The following is a 17,035-nucleotide window of genomic DNA, read 5'->3' on the forward strand; positions in this document are numbered from 1 at the left end:
CCCATAAGAACATAGTAGAAATGGGACAAAAAAGGACCGTCCCCAATTGTCCTAAAAAATTTTACTTTAAGTTATTCAAGCTTCTTTTCAATAACATTGAATATACCATTTACTACTATGGCTAAGCCTGCTGCCATTAAGGTCCCCCATAGAATTTTAGCTGTATTTACTGTTCTAAGTCCGTCTAACAATACGCTGCCAATTCCACCCGCATTAATCGATGCCGCAATGGTAGCAATACCGATTGTAGATACAACTGCCAGATGAATCCCTGTAAAGATTGGCTTAATGACTAGCGGCAACTTTACTTGAAATAACAGCTGGCTTTTACTCATTCCCATTCCAGTTGCAGCTTCAACAATAGACGAATCTACATTGTTTAATCCATCCAGGATATTTCTCAATAATATGTACTGGTTATAAACTACTAAAACGATAATTGCAGTTGTTTTACCAAGTCCGGTCAGTGGCACCAGGATTGCGAATAACGCCAGACTAGGAATCGAATATACCATGGAAAACAGAGTAACCAATAATCCGGATGCCACCTTGGAATAGGCTGCCAGGATAGTCAGTAAAGCAGCCAATATAATAGAAATCAGTAACGTAATCACCACAATTTCTACATGTTGCACAAAAGCTTTTAGAAGCTTGTCAGGATATCTCAATAGATAATCAATCATCACTCTCTATTCCTCCAAAAATACTTTTTGAACTTTTGCAGAGCGAAGTAGTGATATAACAAAATCATTTGCAGGGTTTTTAGCAATATTTTGCGGCGTATCAAATTGTTGTATCTTACCTTTATCCATTATTAAAACCCGGCTGCCAAGTTTAAATGCTTCAGTAATATCATGAGTAACAAATAGATACGTTTTCTTTGAAGCACGATAGATCTTTAATAACTCATCTTGAAGATTGATTCTAGTTATTGCATCAATAGCTCCAAATGGTTCATCAAGTAACATGACATCAGGATTAGCCGCCAAAGCTCTAGCAAGTCCGACACGCTGCTGCTGGCCACCAGATAGCTGTGCCGGATATCTATTTCTAAATTCGCTTGGTTCCAAATCGACAAGCTTGAGAAGTTCGTCTACTCTAGAATCAATCGTTTCCTTCGGCCACCTAAGGATTCTGGGAACTGTCGCTATATTACCTGCTATCGTCATATGAGGAAAAAGGCCCGCTTGCTGAATCACATAACCTATTTTTCTGCGAAACTCAACCGGATCGGTATTACTAATATCTTTACCGAAAAATTCAATAGTCCCTTTCTGTGGATCATACAAGCGATTAATCATTTTAAGGAGAGTCGTCTTTCCGCAGCCTGATGAGCCTAATATGGTAATGAATTCGCCATGTTTTATGGTCAGACTAACATTATCAACTGCAATAGATGTTGATTCCTTAAATTGTTTGCTAACATTCTTAAACTCTATTGCTATACTCATGTCGACTAGCTCCTTGCTGCTACTATTTAATCGAATCGTAATATTTCTTTGCTACTTCTTCGTATTCTCTCTTTTCTACATCAACTTCTGCATTTAGTTTTGTTATTTGCTTGGTATCCAAGCTTGCGCTAATCTTATTTAAAATATCAGCAATATCGGGGTGCGCATCTAATACGTTTTTTCTAATTACTGGTGCTAAGTTGTAAGGGGGCCATACATGTTTATCATCTATTAATAAAGTAAATTGGGACTTAGTTAATTGACCTTCTGTTGTAGATGCAGGTGCAAGGTCTGCCTCATTACTTGCCAATACCTCATATTTTAAGCCATTGTCATAGACCTTTGATGATTTCCAATTAAACTTACCATATGCTTTCTCTAAGCCAGGAATACCATCTTCTCTTTTATCAAATTCGCCTTGCGAGGCAAATCTAATCTCATTTGCCTGCTTTTGCAAATCAGAAATAGTCTTAATACCCAGTTCATTCGCCACATCGGTGCGAATTACTAATCCCTGCCCATCATTTGCTGATGAATAATTTAACCATACTAAGTTAAACTGCTTTAGATATTCCACTTTAACAGTGTCGTAAACTTGTGTGGGATTTGTTAGCAAATCCTTCTTTAGAATTGCTAACAATCCCGTGCCTGTGTACTCAGGGTATAAATCAATTTCACCATTTACAAGTGCAGTATGGATTATGGAGCTAGCAATATTAGGTACTCGTTCCACTTTATACCCCTTATCCTCGAGGGCTAGGGCATAAATTTCACTAACTATTAAGTTTTCTGTAAAGTTTTTTGCCCCTATGCGGATTTTACTTTTATCTCCACTTACACTTTTATTATTACTGCAACCAACAAGGCTTCCGATTACCACTGCAATCAACAAAGCTACTAAAACTCTTTTCATATTGGCACTTTCCTCCGTTAATATTGTTTTTATTCACTTTTTTATTGTGAGAATTGATAAAAGCTACATCTTGGCCTACCTAGAACGTTGAATTATATATCCGAATCAAGAAATTTATATCTAAAAAGATATCTTTCTAAGCCCAGCATAATTAGGTTCGCCAGCATGGAAATGATCGCTACGGTAATACCTCCGATGAGTAATAAATCCGCTCTGTTTAATCCTAGTCCGGTAAAAATAATATTTCCGACACCACCGCCTCCTACATAGGCCGCCAGTGTAGCACTTGCAATGATCTCAATCATTGCCGTCTTTATCCCTGTCAACATAAATGGTGCCGCCAGAGGCAGTTTAACCTTCCAGAAACTTTGCGTTTTTGACATGCCCATAGCCATTGCCGTCTCTATCATAAACTCAGGAATAGTATTAAAACCAAGTGCTGTATTTACTATTATTGGCGGCATTCCAAGTAAAACCAACGCAATCATCGCGGGTGTCATTCCTGTTCCAGCAATAGGAATTAATACAATGAGAACGGCTAAACTCGGAATAATTCTCAGTGTACCAAACCATGTAGTTACCCCTTGATACCATTTTTTATTCTTTGTAGATACTATTCCAAAAGGGATACCGATCACGGCTGCCACAACTAAGGCTAATAAACTTATTTCAAAGTGCTGCCCTATAGACAGCAGGTAGTTATTTATATCCTTTTGAAAATACTCGAAAATATTTTGCCACATCTCTTCACTCTCCGCTTTCAAAACGTATCCTGCCTAAAAATATAATTGTTCCGCCTATCTAAAACTCTTGCCCTTACTGCCAAATATACTGCCCTGCCTGGCCACACACTTTAGCCAAAAGGCGATATAAGTATATATGCACGCAATTGGATTATTATTGTAATTATTGGATATATTTTACATTTATTCATTTTATCCTTCTATTGAACAGCGCCCTACTGCTGATCATCTTTAATGATAAACTTCGCAAAGTTGACAAAAAAGGACCGTCCCCAATTGTCCCTGTGCCTGCATGAGAGAATATAGAAAAATGGTGACCGGAAGCATGTTTCGCTACTTCAGGTCACCATTTCATTATTCCGCATTCGCCTGTCCGTACATTTTATCAAGAATATATATATACACATACAAGGAGATAATTGCAATCGTTGTATATGCTAGGAACCAGCCCTCCTGATAATACATCAGCTGTAATTTAAAACCAATGTAATGTGCGATATAAAGGCCAGCGATGGTCAACGCTTTCCACGCCCATTTGATTTTTGAAAAATAAACAGCCATCATTGTGCTGAACACGATTAGGTAATAACTTCCCGAGATAAGTGCATCGAGGCCGGATCTTTCCGGAGGAACATCAAGACTTGGGCCAAACGAAAATATGCTCAATAGTCTAAAGACCCACATGGTATGAGCTTGTAAGGTAATTAACCCTAAGAATATATATATATAAAATAAAGTAGGCTTTATAGGTTTTGATCCGCTTTCATATACCTTTTTCCCAATCCAGAATAGTACAGGCAGCGCGGCAACCGTCATCCATGTCCTGTACCAATACTGCACATAAATGCCCAATTTTAAGAAGAGCTCTTCAATACCGCCATAGGCTGCAGCAAATATAACATACCAGTAGTAATTCAGCTTAAAAACAGCAATCAGCATCGCAGTAGCTGAAACAGAAAACTGCGAGAAATAATTCCCTACGACTCCATCATCATACAAGCTGTGTGGAATAATCTTTGGGAAATACTGATATGCATGCAGACCGCCTATTAGTATTTCATAACTAAAGACCAAACCGGCTAAGGAAATGTATAAGGCTAATACTCTCCACTTGTTCCGTACCTTTGTGAGAATGAAGATGAGTTCAATAAGAATTGTTACACCTAAAAGTATGTACCAAATTGTATTGCTCCAAAATGATGAAGGCATAAAATACCTCGTACGCTTTTTTCGAGTGGTCGCCACGTACCACCATCTTTTAGGTTCTGTACAATACGAGTCTCTTATACTCACATAAGTATAAAACAGCCCTGAAGTATATCGCTCAATACTTCGGGGCCGTCTATTCCTTTTATTACGCCGTTCTGACGAGCCGCATCATTTTCCAGGACTTTCTGAGTAAACCTAATTAGTTCCAATCTTTTGGTTACGCGAGCGTAACCATCGGCTGCATGCGAAGCGATTTGTTCGTGCCGCACATTTATGAATTTAATTTTTTTACTTTTGGATAAAGCAGCTAAAAAAGCAATATTCGTATGTCCGCATAATCCAAAGATGTGCTCTACTCCTCTGTCTTCTAAATATTGGATAATTTGCTCTGACATATTTTTCTTCATTGCTTTCCCTCCTAAATTTTGAAACTACTTGCTGTATAATTTGTAACCTTCAAGTACCACTACTTTTAGGTTCATTTGAAATTAATGTTCTTTTGATCAACTAAATTTTCAGCAGCCGCTACTATCCCTGCAGTATCCATATTATACTTGGTATACAATACTTCGCATGGTCCGGATTCACCGAAAACATCCGGGATACCAATACATTTGACCTTACAAGGATACTTTTCCGCCAAAAGTTGGGAAACGGAAGAACCTAGTCCCCCAATAATCGAATGATCCTCTATTGTTACTATTGCGTTTGTCGCTTTAGCTGCTTCCAACACCGCATCCTCATCAATAGGCTTGAGAGTGCTCATATCAATCACACGAACTCTGATCCCTTTTGCATTGAGTATACCCGCTGCATCTAATACCTTTTGCAGCATGATACCAGTAGAAATAAGTGCCACATCATCGCCATAATTTAATATCTTTGTTGCCTTACCTAGTTCAAACTGATAGGAATCATCATAAATTACTGGAGACGGGTTACGGTGCAAGCGAATATATAGAGGGCCGGTAAAACCTATTGCAGCATGCGCTATAGAGCGAGCCGCCACAGCATCGGCCGGTTGAATAATCGTCATATTCGGCAAGGCTCCCATTATAGCCACGTCTTCTACCGCTGCGTGAGTCGCACCATCCTCTCCTACCTGCAGCCCAGTATGAGTACCAACTACAGTTACATTAAGTTTAGGATAGCAAATGTAAGTCCTTACCTGCTCGCAGCAGCGCATCGTAGCAAAGACAGCAAAGGTACAGGCAAATACCTTAAAGCCTGTTGCCGCAAGACCAGATGCTACGTTAATGAGATTTTGCTCAGCTATACCGATAGAATAGGACCTATCCGGAAACAACTCGCCCATCATTTCAATGCCACAAGCTTTGGTATCCGCATTGCATACCACAAAACTATCATCGGTCTTTGCGATCTCTAACAATTCCTTGCCAAAAACAAATCTGGTTGCTACTTCCATTATTCTGCCACTCCTTCTATCTCACATATAGCTCGTGCCAGTTCGTCGTTGCTTGGGGCAGCACCGTGCCACTTAGCCACGCCTTCCATGAAAGATACCCCTTTGCCCTTGACAGTCTGCGCTAGTATCACAACAGGTCCCTCAATAGTTTTGGCGTAATCTAGTGTAGCAACAATCTGCGCCATATCATGCCCATCCATTTCTAATACCTTCCAGCCAAAAGAACGCCATTTATCTGCTAGAGGCTCAATATTCATTACCTTTTCTGTTGTATCAATTATCTGTAGTTTATTTACATCAACAATAGCAATCAGATTTGTTAACTTATGATGAGCTGCACACATGGCAGCCTCCCATACCACACCTTCCTGACATTCGCCGTCGCCTAGCATGACATATACTTTATAGTTCTTATTTCGTACTTTTCCAGCTATAGCAATGCCCACTGCGCAACCTATACCATTTCCTAGTGATCCGCTTGTCATATCGATACCAGGACATTTGTTCATGTCAGGGTGCCCTTGTAACTTCGTTCCATATTTGCGCAGAGTCAAAAGCTCGTTTACTTCAAAATATCCACGACGGGCAAGACAAGCATACAATACCGGACAACAATGGCCTTTAGATAAAACAAATCGATCTCGGTCTTCCCATTGAGGATCCTTTGCATTTATATTTAACGTGTTAAAATATAGTGCCGTAACAATATCAGTGGCCGATAAACTACCACCGGGATGACCAGAGCAAGCCGCATGTACCATTTTTAGGATGTCTGTCCGTATAGTCCGAGACATGCATTGCAAATCGTGAACTCCAAGTTTTTGAAAGTCAGCCATTCTATATCTCCTTTTTACTCATAATCAATACCTTAACACCCAGTACCGTATTTGTTACTTTGTTAACAGAGCTTTTCTTAGTCGCCTATTGCTGCTCACACATCTTCTTGACTTTGTCAATGACGGCGTCCAGACCTGTATAGAAGCTGCATAATACGGGTGTCTTTGTTCCGGTCAAATCCGGTAAAAGAGCCCGCATACTAACTTGAGCCATAACTATTGCATCAAAATTCTGTTCATCCAGTTTTCTGATACTTTCAATAAGAATTTCATTATGACGCTTGCTATCGCCAGTTGATAACGCTTCCCAGGCAGGCTGGTCAAGAAATTCCGTAAATTTAATTTCCCGCCCTAGTTTCCTGCCATAACGTTCAATAGCTCGCCGGCTTGGGCCTAGTGTAGTTGGCAGTGTGGCAATCAGTGCAATATTATCACCAAGTTCAGCAGCTTGCTTCGCCATCTCATCGTCAATTTTTATCACAGGCACTGGCACTACTCGACTGTAAATGTCTGCGACTTCTCCAACTGTAGAGCAAGAGTTAAGAATTAAATCTGCTCCCATAGCTTCTGCCGCCATTGCATAGAGTGTCATTCGTTGAATGACGGGCTGTGTTGCTGCTCCTGCTTTACGTATATCCGCTAATAAAGAGCTGTCCGTAATAAAGTCTATACGGATCCCTGGCAAATGCTCCTCAAGATAGGCAGTCGTGTCTTCTCGCTTGGCAAAACTAGTTTGAAGGACCACTATGTGCTTTTTATATTCCATAAATTCTCCTCCAATTATTATTTTGTTTTTTCTTATTTATCTTAATATTTCGATTTCAGTATAAAAGGTTAGCAAGAAAAAATGAAATAGTCCTTTTCTATTTCATCATAGAAGCATTCGATCTACTTCGAAGCACTTTAATTGATTTATTAAGGAATAAAAAAATTATTGATAAATGTTAAAATAAAAATGCACCCCAAAAATGGACACTGAAATAACGTCCACCCTGGAGTACATTTAATTTTATATATTTATCTTAGAACTGCTGAGCAGCCCACCTATTGGTTTGATCAAACAGTCTGGCTGATAATGAAGTCTCGGAAACGTTTTACAGCCGGTTCCAGCTGACGATCTTTGAGCCATAGTAAATAGATTTTACGCGCTAACGCATCTCTTTCCTTTTCACAAAAGCGCAGAACTTTCAGACGTCCCCCTTCAAATGTAGGAGATAACGGGGTAACGGCTATTCCAAGATTAGCTCTTACCAAAGCAGACATAGCAATGCATTCAGCTACTTCTCCAGCAATAATTGGTTTTGAACCGATCCTTTCATAGCATTTGGCAAGGTGGTTTCGGATATTACTTGCTTTTCCGCCAATGCTTATCAGCGGCTCATCCTTCACATCTGAAAGAGATACTTCATCTTGTCTTGCAAGACGATGATTTTCTGGTACAATCACGAAAAGCTCTTGATGAAAAACTGGAGCTCCTATAATGGTTTTATCGTTTGGATCTGCGGTAAGTATTAAATCTAAGTTAGCTGACTTTAATTTTTCGATCATCACAGAATGCAATCCTTGAAAGAAGTCAAAAGTTATTCGGCTATTCCCCTCATCAGCATAGAACTTCTCAAGCATCCTTGGCACGTAATCAAAGCTAATACTATACATATAACCTAGATTAATTTTTCCACATGATGCATCCAGCATTTCATATAAGCGAGCTGTAGCATCCTCCAGCGTCGAAAATATTTGCTTTACATAGGGAGTAAAACTCTCGCCATACTTTGTGATGCAAGTGCGATTCCCCTTTTTTTCAAAAAGAGGAACTCCCAACTCCTTTTCCAATTCAGACAATGCATAGCTAAGAGTAGGTTGTGATATATAGAGCTGGTTTGCAGCCTTGGTATAATGAAGTACTTCTACCATAACAAGAAAGCATTTTAATTGCTGTAGAGTCATTCACTTATTCACCGCTTTTCCAAATGAACTTTTAATTAGACTATACGACTTTAAGGTTAAAATTAATCATGAAAAAGAAATGTGCAAGGAAAGTGCCGAGAAAAGCCCGTTATAATATAACGATGGCTAGTTGAATGTATTATATCACACCAGTTGTACAACAGTCTCATAAGTTCATAGCAAAGTATGATAGCAGCCGTCATAGGAAACTAAGTGACAACATTAGGGGGACAGGTAAATGCCCCGAAGCTTATAAGCTCCGGGGCATCTTTTCATTTATTCAGCGTTTTGATGTGCAGCACCATTTTCCTGTGCTTCTTTCGCCATGGCAGCTTCACCGCGTTTTATCGCTTCACGAACCATGGAGCCAACTTCACCTGTTGTTACGTCGCTCCAATCTCCATCTTCCACCTTGGCACCGAACCCGAGATCATGGGCCAGTTCATATTTGAACTTATCAGACATTACACCTTTACCCATAATATGCACCTCCAGTACGTTGTTATTGGCAACGAAACTACTGATAGTTTGCTTAATTTTTGTCAAACTTATTCCTAACAATAAAAAAAGACTCCTTTATGGAGTCTTTTCCAAATTGCTATCTTTTTGCCAATTCTTTATCAAAGTAGAATATACCACTGTTTTTATCGCCGATCAGTTTTAATTTTTCCAGTATTTCAGTAGCACTCGCTTCTTCTTCGACTTGTTCGCTGATGAACCACTGGAGGAAAATTTGCGAAGCATAATCTTTCTCGGCTATAGCAATTTCGTATAATTTATCAATAGAAGCGGTTACATGCTGCTCATGTTTCAAAACTTGCTCAAAAACGGATACAGGATTGCCGAATTCTACCGGCGGCGCTTCTAATGCCTGCAGTTTAACGGTACCGCCTCTCTCTACCAGATAATCAACCAGCTTCATTGCATGTCCCTGTTCTTCCAGATGCTGCTTTCTCAGCCAGTTGGCAAAGCCTTTCAAATTTTGCCCTTCACTGTACACTGACATCGCCAGATAAAGGTAGGAAGAGTACAATTCAATTTGAATTTGATTGTTAATTGCTTGTTCCACTTTTTGATTAATCATATACTATCATCCCTTCATATGGTAAATCATCTACCAAAATTATCTATTTCTATAATAGCAGAATTCAGTCTCGTTTGCAATATTTATTTTCAACAAATAACAATTATCGTTATAGATCAAAATCATACGGAGTTACCAGTCTATGTCATAACTCCGCATGTAACAGCTAGCAAATATAATTCCGCCGGTTATAGGCCCAGATCATAAATCCTGTTGGCGTTGTCAAAGAATACTATATCGTGATGTTTTTCCGGAATAATATGGGCCACAAAATCAATATAGTTCGCAATATTAGCAAGCGGCCAATCCGTCCCGTACAGCAGACGCTCATAATTGTCCAGGTATTCGAGCCACACTTTCAAGAAGCCAATATACCCTTGCTTTCTGGCAAAAAAGTCCGGCATGCTGGCGATTTTTCCCTCTAGAATCCCAGAAAGATCAGCGGCTACGTTTTGATTTTTCTCAATAACCGCGATCGCATCTACTAACCAGGGGTTGCCGATATGACACATAACAAACTGCACCTGCGGGTAGCGTACTGCCGCTTCATCCAGAACCATTGGATGACTATATTTGAGCAGGGCATTGCTGGTGGCCGTCAAACCCGTATGAACAGCAACAGGCTTGTGATATTGCATCGCCAGCTGATAAAACGGATCGACTACCGGGTCCGAGATATAAAAGTGGTTATAGCCTGGATACAGCTTAATGCCTACACAATTTTTTCGTTGCAGGTGTTTTTCTACTAAATAGGCTTGCTGGGTCACCTCTTCCACGTTAAAGCAGGTGCTGTCCAGACCGACGCAGTAGCTGAGATAGTCGGGATATTGATGATTGCTCAAGTCCAGGCTGCGGTTTCCCATAACTACAGCGTGAGCAATATTATGCTTGGTATATTCTGCTTTAAGGTGTTCACTGGTATTTTTATGTCCAGCCAGTTCTGCGATCTGATCAAAATAAGGTTCCTGGCAGAAATGGATATGAGCATCAATGATTTTCATAAGTTTGATCCTCCCTTACCTGTTATTATGCGTCTATACTGGCTCAGCATGTAAGAGACGAACGCATATATCTCTTTTATCATACCACTGCAGGCTATTAGTGAAAAGCGGCTGTCATTTCAATAACAGCTCTAGCATCTTTTTACGGTTATTAATAAATTCTTTCGTGATCATATAAGATTCCGTTGCTTCGTAATCAACAGCGCGAATACTTTCATTGGCAATTTGGAGAATTAAGGCCTGAGGATATCCGGTAATAATCGGGGAATGTGTCGCAATAATAAATTGAGACTGCTGCTGTACCAAATCATGGATTCTGGCTACCATTGCCATCTGCCTCATCGGCGATAAAGCCGCTTCCGGTTCATCCAGTATATACAGCCCATTGCCGCTAAACCTGTTCATAAAGGTTGCAAAAAAAGCTTCCCCATGGGATTGCTCGTGTAAAGATTGTCCCCCGTAATATTGCTTAACTAACAGTTCATCGACCTGCGTTGCCACGTTATAGAAGCTCTCTGCCCGCAGAAAAAAACCGTCTCGCGGTCTCTTCACTCCCCGTACCAACCGAATATTCCGGTACAATTGCGAATGAGAGTCTCTCGTTGAAAATAAGAAATTGCGAGTTCCACCTTCGGGATTAAAGCCCCAGGCTATGGCGATTGCTTCCAGCAAAGTAGACTTGCCAGTGCCATTTTCCCCTACAATAAAGGTAACCTGGGGATGAAAGTCGATGCAGTGCAAATTACGAAAAACAGGCAGCGAAAAAGGATATTCCTGCTTTTCTTCGGTTTTGTCATGCATGATTTGTATTGAACGTAAAAACTGTGATGTATGAATTGTAATCGGCTCCCAATCTAAATTTGATCGCCTTACTAGTATCTTCTATCACAAACCGTTTCAGCCATCTATACGGAGCGCATAAATTATAGCATTGTGTGCAACATGCTGCAATGATATAATACTATACAAATTAACACTGATAATCAGCTGAAATTCAGTTGACTGTAAACTTATATCACGTGTGGAATGGAGTAAATAACATGGACAGTAAAAAAGCAATTATTGCACAAGGCTATCAATATAGCGAGCCTGAGTTTTGGAAAGGAGTCATTAGCAGCGGGCCAATTTTACTAGGAGTGATTCCCTTCGGCATTACCTGCGGAATCATGGGCCTGACTGCCGGGTTGACATCACTGGAAACGATCTTGATGTCGCTGCTGGTATTTGCCGGCGCCAGTCAATTTATTGCCATTACCATGCTGGGAGCCGGTATTACCGGCTGGAGCATGATCGTCTTTACAACACTTCTGGTAAATTTACGTCATATGCTGATGGGTGCATCTTTAGCACAATACATGGTGCGGCTGCCGCTGTCCCGTCAGGCACTGCTGTCTTTTCTGCTGACTGATGAAGCCTATGCCGTTACAATCAGCCGCATCGATCAGTCCGGCTACAGCGCAGCTTTCCAGCTAGGTACCAGCCTGAGCCTGTACATCACTTGGGCATTATCGACAATAACGGGCGTTCTGGTTGGCAGCTATATACCTGATCCACTGGCCTGGGGACTGGATTTTGCCATGCCGGCAACTTTTTTGGTATTACTGCTGCCAAGGTTAACCGACAAAATAAGTATTGCCGTATGTATCACAGCCGGCCTGATAGCCATTACAGGTGCGTTGTATCTGCCCGGCAAATGGTATATGGTTGCCGCCTGTTTGGGAGCAGTCTTAATCGGTGTGCTTATGGAAGGAGCTAAAGAAGATGCGCAATGAAATAATGGCAATTATCGCTGGTATGGCCCTTGTCACATTTATAACCCGGTTCAGCTGTGTAGCCTTGCTGCAGCAGACCGGTATGCCGCTATGGCTGGAGCGATGGCTGAAGCATATCCCGACAGCGATTCTTACCGCTTTGATTTTACCAGCCCTGGTCCTGCCTGAGGGCCGGCTGGATTTATCTTTGCACAATCACTATTTGCTGGCCGGTTTTGCTGCAGCCCTCGCAGCCTACAAGAGCCGCAGCATTGTTGTGACTTTGTTGCTTGGTATGGGAACAATGGTAACGCTGCGCTTCCTGGGGGCATAGCGCTGCTGGTTCTACCTCAGCTTCGTAGTTGCCTGAACGATACCATTTCCCATGTCACTAATCGTTTCTAAAGCCTTAAATATTTGCATAATGGCCTCATTCTCTTCCTGGGAAGACCGGGAAACTTCGGTAAAGAATTTTTGGTTTTTCTCCATTTCCCCCGCTAAAGCAATGAGGGCAGGCACAATCTCAGACACGATTGCTTGCACTTCCACAATCGCAGAGCGAATATTCTCTGTCGACTGACGGCTTTCTTCAGCAAGCTTGCCTACCTCTTTCGCAACTACTGCAAAGCCGCGTCCGTGCTCACCCACCCGGGCAGCCTCAATACTTGCATTTAAAGCCAACAAATTGGTTTGCCCCGATATATGTTTAATGGCATCCGCTACATTCCCAATATTCTTGGCAGCTGCGGCTAACACTTCCGACCGGTTTTTCACTTGCTCCAATTGGCTTACGCCTTGCGTAAATTTAGTGGTAATATCTTGCAGCGCAGCTGTTTCATTATTGATGGAAGTCGAGATTCGCTGAGCTATCCCGGTTATTTGCTGTAATTGGCCATTTAACTGGTTTGTGTTCTCTGTAATCTGCAGTAATAACTGCTTATTGCCGAAAGAGGTTATCCACTGCATTAACTCACAAGCAGACTCAACACTGGCGATCCGCTTTGCGGCAATGATCCGGGCATCAGGCTGAATGTACTTCTTATATCGGTGATTCAGTACACCTTCAACGCCAACTATCGTTTCTACTCCGATAATGAATTTGGCTGCTGCCAGGCGCCTGCCAGCCTCTTCCTCCGTTATCTCATCATAAGAAATATACTCGAAGCGTATGTGGTCAATACTTAGTTCACCACAATACTCTTCGAGTTTTTTTGCATAACTGGTTGAATTATTAAAGATATGTACCGTTGCTCCTGCCGGCAATTTAGCCACCTGAATAAAGAAGTAATTATAGGGCAGCAATTCAATACCGACAATCTTATCCTGCGGAATCTTTTTTGCTAATTCTGTTTTCCGTGATGAAACGCATAGAAATAAATCAGCACCCGTATGCTCAGGTAAGTTATTGATTGGGCATGCGTGAACGTCGAAGGTATTCCCCAGAATTTGCTGCACTGCTGTCATTAATTCATTGGCGATTAAATAATCACCTGCTGTCGTAATAATCCTGATACTCGAATTCATACTTTCATCCTCCCTGTTGCTGTTAAAAAAATTAAAAGTAAAAGCCCTGGGCTCGGAGAGAGTCCAGGGCTTCATTGCCGTGTTCTAATATCCCAGATTGTGCAGACTTGAGTGCCAAACGGCAAGTTTATTGCCGAAGATTGTGGCCTCATCCATTAGTGTTCGATTGCCGGTTATTTTTCCGTAGGTATTTTAGGGCCTGCTAAATCCAGCTGATAAAAGGCAAGATGTAACCATTTACCAAACTTATAGCCGGCATTCTTGATGACACCGGATAATCGAAACCCTAATTTTTCATGCATTATAATACTGCCTTCATTTGCCTCATCAATTCCGGCAACCAGTGTGGCATACTCCCGTTCACCGGCAATGCGGATGATTTCCTTCATTAGCAGCGTAGCAATACCCGCATTCCTGTACTCCTTATGTACGTATACGGAATGTTCGATCGTATATTTGTATGCCGGCCAGGCCCTAAAAGGACCAAAGGTAGCAAAACCAACAACTTTCTCATCTTCTTCAAATACTAATAAGGGATAGCCATCAGCCTTCTTTTTTTCATACCAATCTTTTCGGTCCGCAAGGGTATGGGCTGTATAATCATAAACCGCCGTCGTATGGATGATTGCATCGTTATATATTTCCAGTATGTCCGCCAGATCCTGTTCCTTAGCTGCTCTGATCATATTGTACTGCTCCTCACAAGGCAAATTTACGATAATGTCTTAATCATATTGAACCAATCGGCGCCACCAAGCTGTGAACCGGATGTACCGCTGTTATTGTAACCATGCTTTTCATAAAAGCGAATATACTTTTCCTTACAGGTAAGGGTTACGGTTTCCCGCTGCCTGCTGGCTGCTGCCTGTTCCATATGACTAAGCAGCTTTGCGGCAATCCCCAGTTTTTGATACTGTGGATCAACTGCCAGGCCCAAGATGCTTTGATGCCCGCCCGATACCGGATTGGCCTGTATATCACGAAATAATTCATCCGTAATAAAGGGGCTTGCAATAACCGGCCCATTTACCAGTCCAATAATCTTTCCGTCTTCTTCAAAGACAAAAAAGCTATCCGGAATGATCCTCAGCCTTTTTTCAAACGCTTCTGGTGTAGCTGCTTCTGTTTTTACAAAACAAAGATTTTCAAGAACAAGTAATGCTGATAGATCCTCAATTGCTGCATTGCGTATTTTCATCCTGACAACCTCTAATCACGTAGTATATTTCTATTATACTAAATAATCCGTTGTAAGAAAACAAAATGTATCAATATAAATACGAAACGTACAGTCCATGAAGTTTTTTTCATAAACTGTACGTTCGCTGTTACTACTGATCTCAAGTACCACAGAAAGTTTGGTACGGAACAGTTGACGGCACAGGCAGAGCAGCATATTCAGCCTGTTCGGGAGTATAAGCATACGGCTTGGCCAGTACAGCAAGCAGCCTATTTATACCCCTGTAATCTGCGTATTCCACCGCGCTCGCCAGCGCTTCTTCCACCCGGTGATTGCGCGGAATGACGGCAGGATTGTTGTCTTTCATCAGTTGACGCCATTTATCTTCTGCTTGTTGCTGTCGGCCCAGTCTTGCCCGCCATGAATCACGCCAGTGGGCAAAATCCGTAGTTTGCATCATCCCAGCATCCTCATGCATCCCCAGCGTCAGCAACCGGAAGGTGTTCGTATAGTCGGCCCGGTATTTCTCCATCATTGTAAGCAGATTTGCCACCAGTGTCTCGTCTGCTGCCTCTTCATTGAACAGGCCCAGTTTAGCTCTCATTCCGGCCAGCCAGGTACTTTGATACAGTTTCTGAAAACCAGAAATTACGTCCTCCGCCAACCGGAGCGCCTGCGCTTCGTTACTATGCAGGAGCGGCAAGAGAGCATCGGCTAATCGCGCAAGGTTCCAGGCGGCAATCGGCGGCTGATTGGCATAAGCATACCGCCCCTGCCGGTCAATCGAACTGAATACGGTTGACGGATCGTAAACGTCCATAAAAGCACAGGGTCCATAGTCTATGGTTTCTCCGCTAATCGCCATGTTATCCGTATTCATTACACCATGAATAAAGCCTGTCAGCTGCCATTTGGCAATTAAAGCAGCCTGGCGCCTGACCACTGCTTTTAGCAGTTCCAAATAACAATCCGGCGATGGTTCGATATCCGGATAATGCCTTTGCAGCGTATAATCGGCCAGTGTCTTTATATCCTCAACAGTGCCCCAATTGGCAACATACTGAAAGGTACCGACACGGATATGACTGGCAGCTACCCGGGTCAGGATTGCTCCAGGCAGCTCGGTTTGCCGGATAACCGCTTCACCGGTTGTCACCACCGCCAAACTGCGGGTTGTAGGAATACCAAGCCCGTGCATCGCTTCGCTGATGATATATTCACGCAGCATCGGCCCCAATGCTGCCCGTCCGTCTCCACCGCGGGAGTACGGCGTTCTGCCCGAGCCTTTGAGTTGAATATCTACCCGCTCACCCTGAGGAGTAATCTGTTCCCCCAGCAGCAAGGCCCGCCCGTCACCCAGCATGGTAAAATGTCCGAACTGATGGGCTGCGTATGCCTGAGCGAGCGGCGCAGCCCCCTCCGGCAGCCGGTTGCCGGCAAACACAGCCACATTGTCGGCGCTCTTCAGTTCAGCGGCATTGAATCCCAGAGAATCCGCCAGTGCATCATTCAATAGGATTAATTTTGGTGTACGTACAGGAGTTGGGTTAAGACGGGTAAAAAACTTCCCCGGCAGCCGCGCATAGCTATTGTCAAGGTTCCACCCTGTTGTCATCCTTTCTCACTCCTTTTAGCCGTATTCTCAGCAACTCTATATGTAACGATTTTACCGATTAATTCATAAGGAAGCGGCTTATCTAAGGGAAACTGGACTGAGCCCTTTGCGCCTTTATAATTCGATAATTCACTTTTAAAGGCTTCAATTCCACTGGGACCGGGATAAAAGCCGACAGGTGCGGCCTCTTTTATTACGTTTTTTAACTTGTTGAGTATTGCCTGAACATGAGGCGAAAATTGTAAGATATACTCATCAATCGTGTTAACCGGTATTGTACTCTCTGGCATGATTTCCTCCAACTTAACTAAGCATTATGATTTCGTATCAAACCTGCGATATAGCTATGTTGTCC

At 42.2% G+C, this 17,035-nt stretch carries 21 protein-coding genes; 2 read left to right on the top strand and 19 right to left on the bottom strand.

Annotated elements, in window-relative coordinates:
* Nucleotides 1-71: 71 nt before the first annotated feature.
* The 14 genes from EV210_RS03035 to EV210_RS03100 form a co-directional block, all read right to left on the bottom strand.
* Complete coding sequence (locus tag EV210_RS03035) at nucleotides 72-683, bottom strand: ABC transporter permease (protein WP_132076323.1); 612 nt, start codon at nucleotides 681-683, stop codon at nucleotides 72-74.
* A gap of 6 nt (nucleotides 684-689) precedes the next feature.
* Entirely contained in the window at nucleotides 690-1,451 is a 762-nt protein-coding gene (locus tag EV210_RS03040) for an ABC transporter ATP-binding protein (RefSeq protein ID WP_132075406.1), read from the bottom strand.
* A gap of 22 nt (nucleotides 1,452-1,473) precedes the next feature.
* Nucleotides 1,474-2,364, bottom strand: a complete 891-nt coding sequence (locus tag EV210_RS03045) for a glycine betaine ABC transporter substrate-binding protein (protein ID WP_132075409.1) — start codon at nucleotides 2,362-2,364, stop codon at nucleotides 1,474-1,476.
* Between the two features lie 92 nt (nucleotides 2,365-2,456).
* The gene (locus tag EV210_RS03050; RefSeq protein WP_207900633.1) at nucleotides 2,457-3,128 is read right to left on the bottom strand and encodes an ABC transporter permease; all 672 of its coding nucleotides are present in this window, start codon (nucleotides 3,126-3,128) and stop codon (nucleotides 2,457-2,459) included.
* A gap of 333 nt (nucleotides 3,129-3,461) precedes the next feature.
* Nucleotides 3,462-4,316: a hypothetical protein gene (locus EV210_RS03055; RefSeq protein ID WP_132075412.1), complete on the bottom strand. Its 855-nt coding sequence runs from the start codon at nucleotides 4,314-4,316 to the stop codon at nucleotides 3,462-3,464.
* Nucleotides 4,317-4,396: 80 nt separating this feature from the next.
* Complete coding sequence (locus EV210_RS22830) at nucleotides 4,397-4,723, bottom strand: thiamine pyrophosphate-binding protein (RefSeq protein WP_207900634.1); 327 nt, start codon at nucleotides 4,721-4,723, stop codon at nucleotides 4,397-4,399.
* Nucleotides 4,724-4,794: 71 nt separating this feature from the next.
* Nucleotides 4,795-5,742 carry a transketolase family protein gene (locus EV210_RS03065; protein ID WP_132075415.1) on the bottom strand — a complete coding sequence of 316 codons (948 nt, stop codon included), beginning with the start codon at nucleotides 5,740-5,742 and terminating at the stop codon, nucleotides 4,795-4,797.
* The gene (locus EV210_RS03070; RefSeq protein WP_132075418.1) at nucleotides 5,742-6,578 is read right to left on the bottom strand and encodes a transketolase; all 837 of its coding nucleotides are present in this window, start codon (nucleotides 6,576-6,578) and stop codon (nucleotides 5,742-5,744) included. Before EV210_RS03070 ends, EV210_RS03065 begins: the two co-directional genes overlap by 1 nt.
* Before the next feature lie 85 nt (nucleotides 6,579-6,663).
* Complete coding sequence (locus EV210_RS03075; RefSeq protein WP_132075421.1) at nucleotides 6,664-7,344, bottom strand: aspartate/glutamate racemase family protein; 681 nt, start codon at nucleotides 7,342-7,344, stop codon at nucleotides 6,664-6,666.
* A 290-nt stretch (nucleotides 7,345-7,634) separates the two neighbouring features.
* Entirely contained in the window at nucleotides 7,635-8,525 is an 891-nt protein-coding gene (locus EV210_RS03080) for a LysR family transcriptional regulator (protein WP_132075424.1), read from the bottom strand.
* Between the two features lie 276 nt (nucleotides 8,526-8,801).
* Complete coding sequence (locus EV210_RS03085; protein WP_243650415.1) at nucleotides 8,802-8,990, bottom strand: small, acid-soluble spore protein, alpha/beta type; 189 nt, start codon at nucleotides 8,988-8,990, stop codon at nucleotides 8,802-8,804.
* Between the two features lie 133 nt (nucleotides 8,991-9,123).
* Nucleotides 9,124-9,609, bottom strand: coding sequence for a ferritin (locus EV210_RS03090; protein ID WP_132075427.1), 486 nt, complete (start codon nucleotides 9,607-9,609; stop codon nucleotides 9,124-9,126).
* A 188-nt stretch (nucleotides 9,610-9,797) separates the two neighbouring features.
* Entirely contained in the window at nucleotides 9,798-10,610 is an 813-nt protein-coding gene (locus tag EV210_RS03095; protein ID WP_132075430.1) for an amidohydrolase family protein, read from the bottom strand.
* Nucleotides 10,611-10,724: 114 nt separating this feature from the next.
* Nucleotides 10,725-11,411: an AAA family ATPase gene (locus tag EV210_RS03100; RefSeq protein ID WP_132075432.1), complete on the bottom strand. Its 687-nt coding sequence runs from the start codon at nucleotides 11,409-11,411 to the stop codon at nucleotides 10,725-10,727.
* A gap of 239 nt (nucleotides 11,412-11,650) precedes the next feature.
* Between EV210_RS03100 and EV210_RS03105 the strand changes: the two genes are divergently transcribed.
* Both EV210_RS03105 and EV210_RS03110 read left to right on the top strand, forming a co-directional pair.
* The gene (locus EV210_RS03105; protein ID WP_132075435.1) at nucleotides 11,651-12,382 is read left to right on the top strand and encodes an AzlC family ABC transporter permease; all 732 of its coding nucleotides are present in this window, start codon (nucleotides 11,651-11,653) and stop codon (nucleotides 12,380-12,382) included.
* Nucleotides 12,372-12,695, top strand: coding sequence for an AzlD domain-containing protein (locus EV210_RS03110; protein WP_132075438.1), 324 nt, complete (start codon nucleotides 12,372-12,374; stop codon nucleotides 12,693-12,695). The genes EV210_RS03105 and EV210_RS03110 overlap by 11 nt, the downstream gene beginning before the upstream one ends.
* An 11-nt stretch (nucleotides 12,696-12,706) precedes the next feature.
* Here EV210_RS03110 and EV210_RS23235 read toward each other — a convergent pair whose 3' ends face one another.
* The 5 genes from EV210_RS23235 to EV210_RS03135 form a co-directional block, all read right to left on the bottom strand.
* A complete protein-coding gene (locus EV210_RS23235) occupies nucleotides 12,707-13,885 on the bottom strand; it encodes a methyl-accepting chemotaxis protein (RefSeq protein ID WP_279388472.1) in 1,179 nt (392 codons plus the stop codon).
* Nucleotides 13,886-14,058: 173 nt separating this feature from the next.
* Nucleotides 14,059-14,571: a GNAT family N-acetyltransferase gene (locus EV210_RS03120; protein ID WP_132075444.1), complete on the bottom strand. Its 513-nt coding sequence runs from the start codon at nucleotides 14,569-14,571 to the stop codon at nucleotides 14,059-14,061.
* Between the two features lie 26 nt (nucleotides 14,572-14,597).
* Nucleotides 14,598-15,083, bottom strand: coding sequence for a GNAT family N-acetyltransferase (locus EV210_RS03125; protein ID WP_132075446.1), 486 nt, complete (start codon nucleotides 15,081-15,083; stop codon nucleotides 14,598-14,600).
* A gap of 142 nt (nucleotides 15,084-15,225) precedes the next feature.
* Entirely contained in the window at nucleotides 15,226-16,680 is a 1,455-nt protein-coding gene (locus tag EV210_RS03130) for a protein adenylyltransferase SelO (RefSeq protein ID WP_132075449.1), read from the bottom strand.
* A complete protein-coding gene (locus EV210_RS03135) occupies nucleotides 16,677-16,970 on the bottom strand; it encodes an iron chaperone (protein WP_132075452.1) in 294 nt (97 codons plus the stop codon). Before EV210_RS03135 ends, EV210_RS03130 begins: the two co-directional genes overlap by 4 nt.
* Between the last annotated feature and the right edge of the window lie 65 nt (nucleotides 16,971-17,035).

The sequence above is a fragment of the Anaerospora hongkongensis genome, from assembly GCF_004339805.1.
GTDB classification, from domain to species: Bacteria; Bacillota; Negativicutes; order Sporomusales; family DSM-15969; genus Anaerospora; species Anaerospora hongkongensis.

Excerpts from the sequence above, each read along its gene's own strand:
- EV210_RS03035 (WP_132076323.1), bottom strand. The coding sequence starts at position 683 with ATGATTGATTATCTATTGAGATATCCTGACAAGCTTCTAAAAGCTTTT.
- EV210_RS03040 (WP_132075406.1), bottom strand. The coding sequence starts at position 1,451 with ATGAGTATAGCAATAGAGTTTAAGAATGTTAGCAAACAATTTAAGGAA.
- EV210_RS03045 (WP_132075409.1), bottom strand. The coding sequence starts at position 2,364 with ATGAAAAGAGTTTTAGTAGCTTTGTTGATTGCAGTGGTAATCGGAAGC.
- EV210_RS03055 (WP_132075412.1), bottom strand. The coding sequence starts at position 4,316 with ATGCCTTCATCATTTTGGAGCAATACAATTTGGTACATACTTTTAGGT.
- EV210_RS22830 (WP_207900634.1), bottom strand. The coding sequence starts at position 4,723 with ATGAAGAAAAATATGTCAGAGCAAATTATCCAATATTTAGAAGACAGA.
- EV210_RS03065 (WP_132075415.1), bottom strand. The coding sequence starts at position 5,742 with ATGGAAGTAGCAACCAGATTTGTTTTTGGCAAGGAATTGTTAGAGATC.
- EV210_RS03070 (WP_132075418.1), bottom strand. The coding sequence starts at position 6,578 with ATGGCTGACTTTCAAAAACTTGGAGTTCACGATTTGCAATGCATGTCT.
- EV210_RS03075 (WP_132075421.1), bottom strand. The coding sequence starts at position 7,344 with ATGGAATATAAAAAGCACATAGTGGTCCTTCAAACTAGTTTTGCCAAG.
- EV210_RS03080 (WP_132075424.1), bottom strand. The coding sequence starts at position 8,525 with ATGACTCTACAGCAATTAAAATGCTTTCTTGTTATGGTAGAAGTACTT.
- EV210_RS03085 (WP_243650415.1), bottom strand. The coding sequence starts at position 8,990 with ATGTCTGATAAGTTCAAATATGAACTGGCCCATGATCTCGGGTTCGGT.
- EV210_RS03090 (WP_132075427.1), bottom strand. The coding sequence starts at position 9,609 with ATGATTAATCAAAAAGTGGAACAAGCAATTAACAATCAAATTCAAATT.
- EV210_RS03095 (WP_132075430.1), bottom strand. The coding sequence starts at position 10,610 with ATGAAAATCATTGATGCTCATATCCATTTCTGCCAGGAACCTTATTTT.
- EV210_RS03100 (WP_132075432.1), bottom strand. The coding sequence starts at position 11,411 with ATGCATGACAAAACCGAAGAAAAGCAGGAATATCCTTTTTCGCTGCCT.
- EV210_RS03105 (WP_132075435.1), top strand. The coding sequence starts at position 11,651 with ATGGACAGTAAAAAAGCAATTATTGCACAAGGCTATCAATATAGCGAG.
- EV210_RS03110 (WP_132075438.1), top strand. The coding sequence starts at position 12,372 with ATGCGCAATGAAATAATGGCAATTATCGCTGGTATGGCCCTTGTCACA.
- EV210_RS23235 (WP_279388472.1), bottom strand. The coding sequence starts at position 13,885 with ATGAATTCGAGTATCAGGATTATTACGACAGCAGGTGATTATTTAATC.
- EV210_RS03120 (WP_132075444.1), bottom strand. The coding sequence starts at position 14,571 with ATGATCAGAGCAGCTAAGGAACAGGATCTGGCGGACATACTGGAAATA.
- EV210_RS03125 (WP_132075446.1), bottom strand. The coding sequence starts at position 15,083 with ATGAAAATACGCAATGCAGCAATTGAGGATCTATCAGCATTACTTGTT.
- EV210_RS03130 (WP_132075449.1), bottom strand. The coding sequence starts at position 16,680 with ATGACAACAGGGTGGAACCTTGACAATAGCTATGCGCGGCTGCCGGGG.
- EV210_RS03135 (WP_132075452.1), bottom strand. The coding sequence starts at position 16,970 with ATGCCAGAGAGTACAATACCGGTTAACACGATTGATGAGTATATCTTA.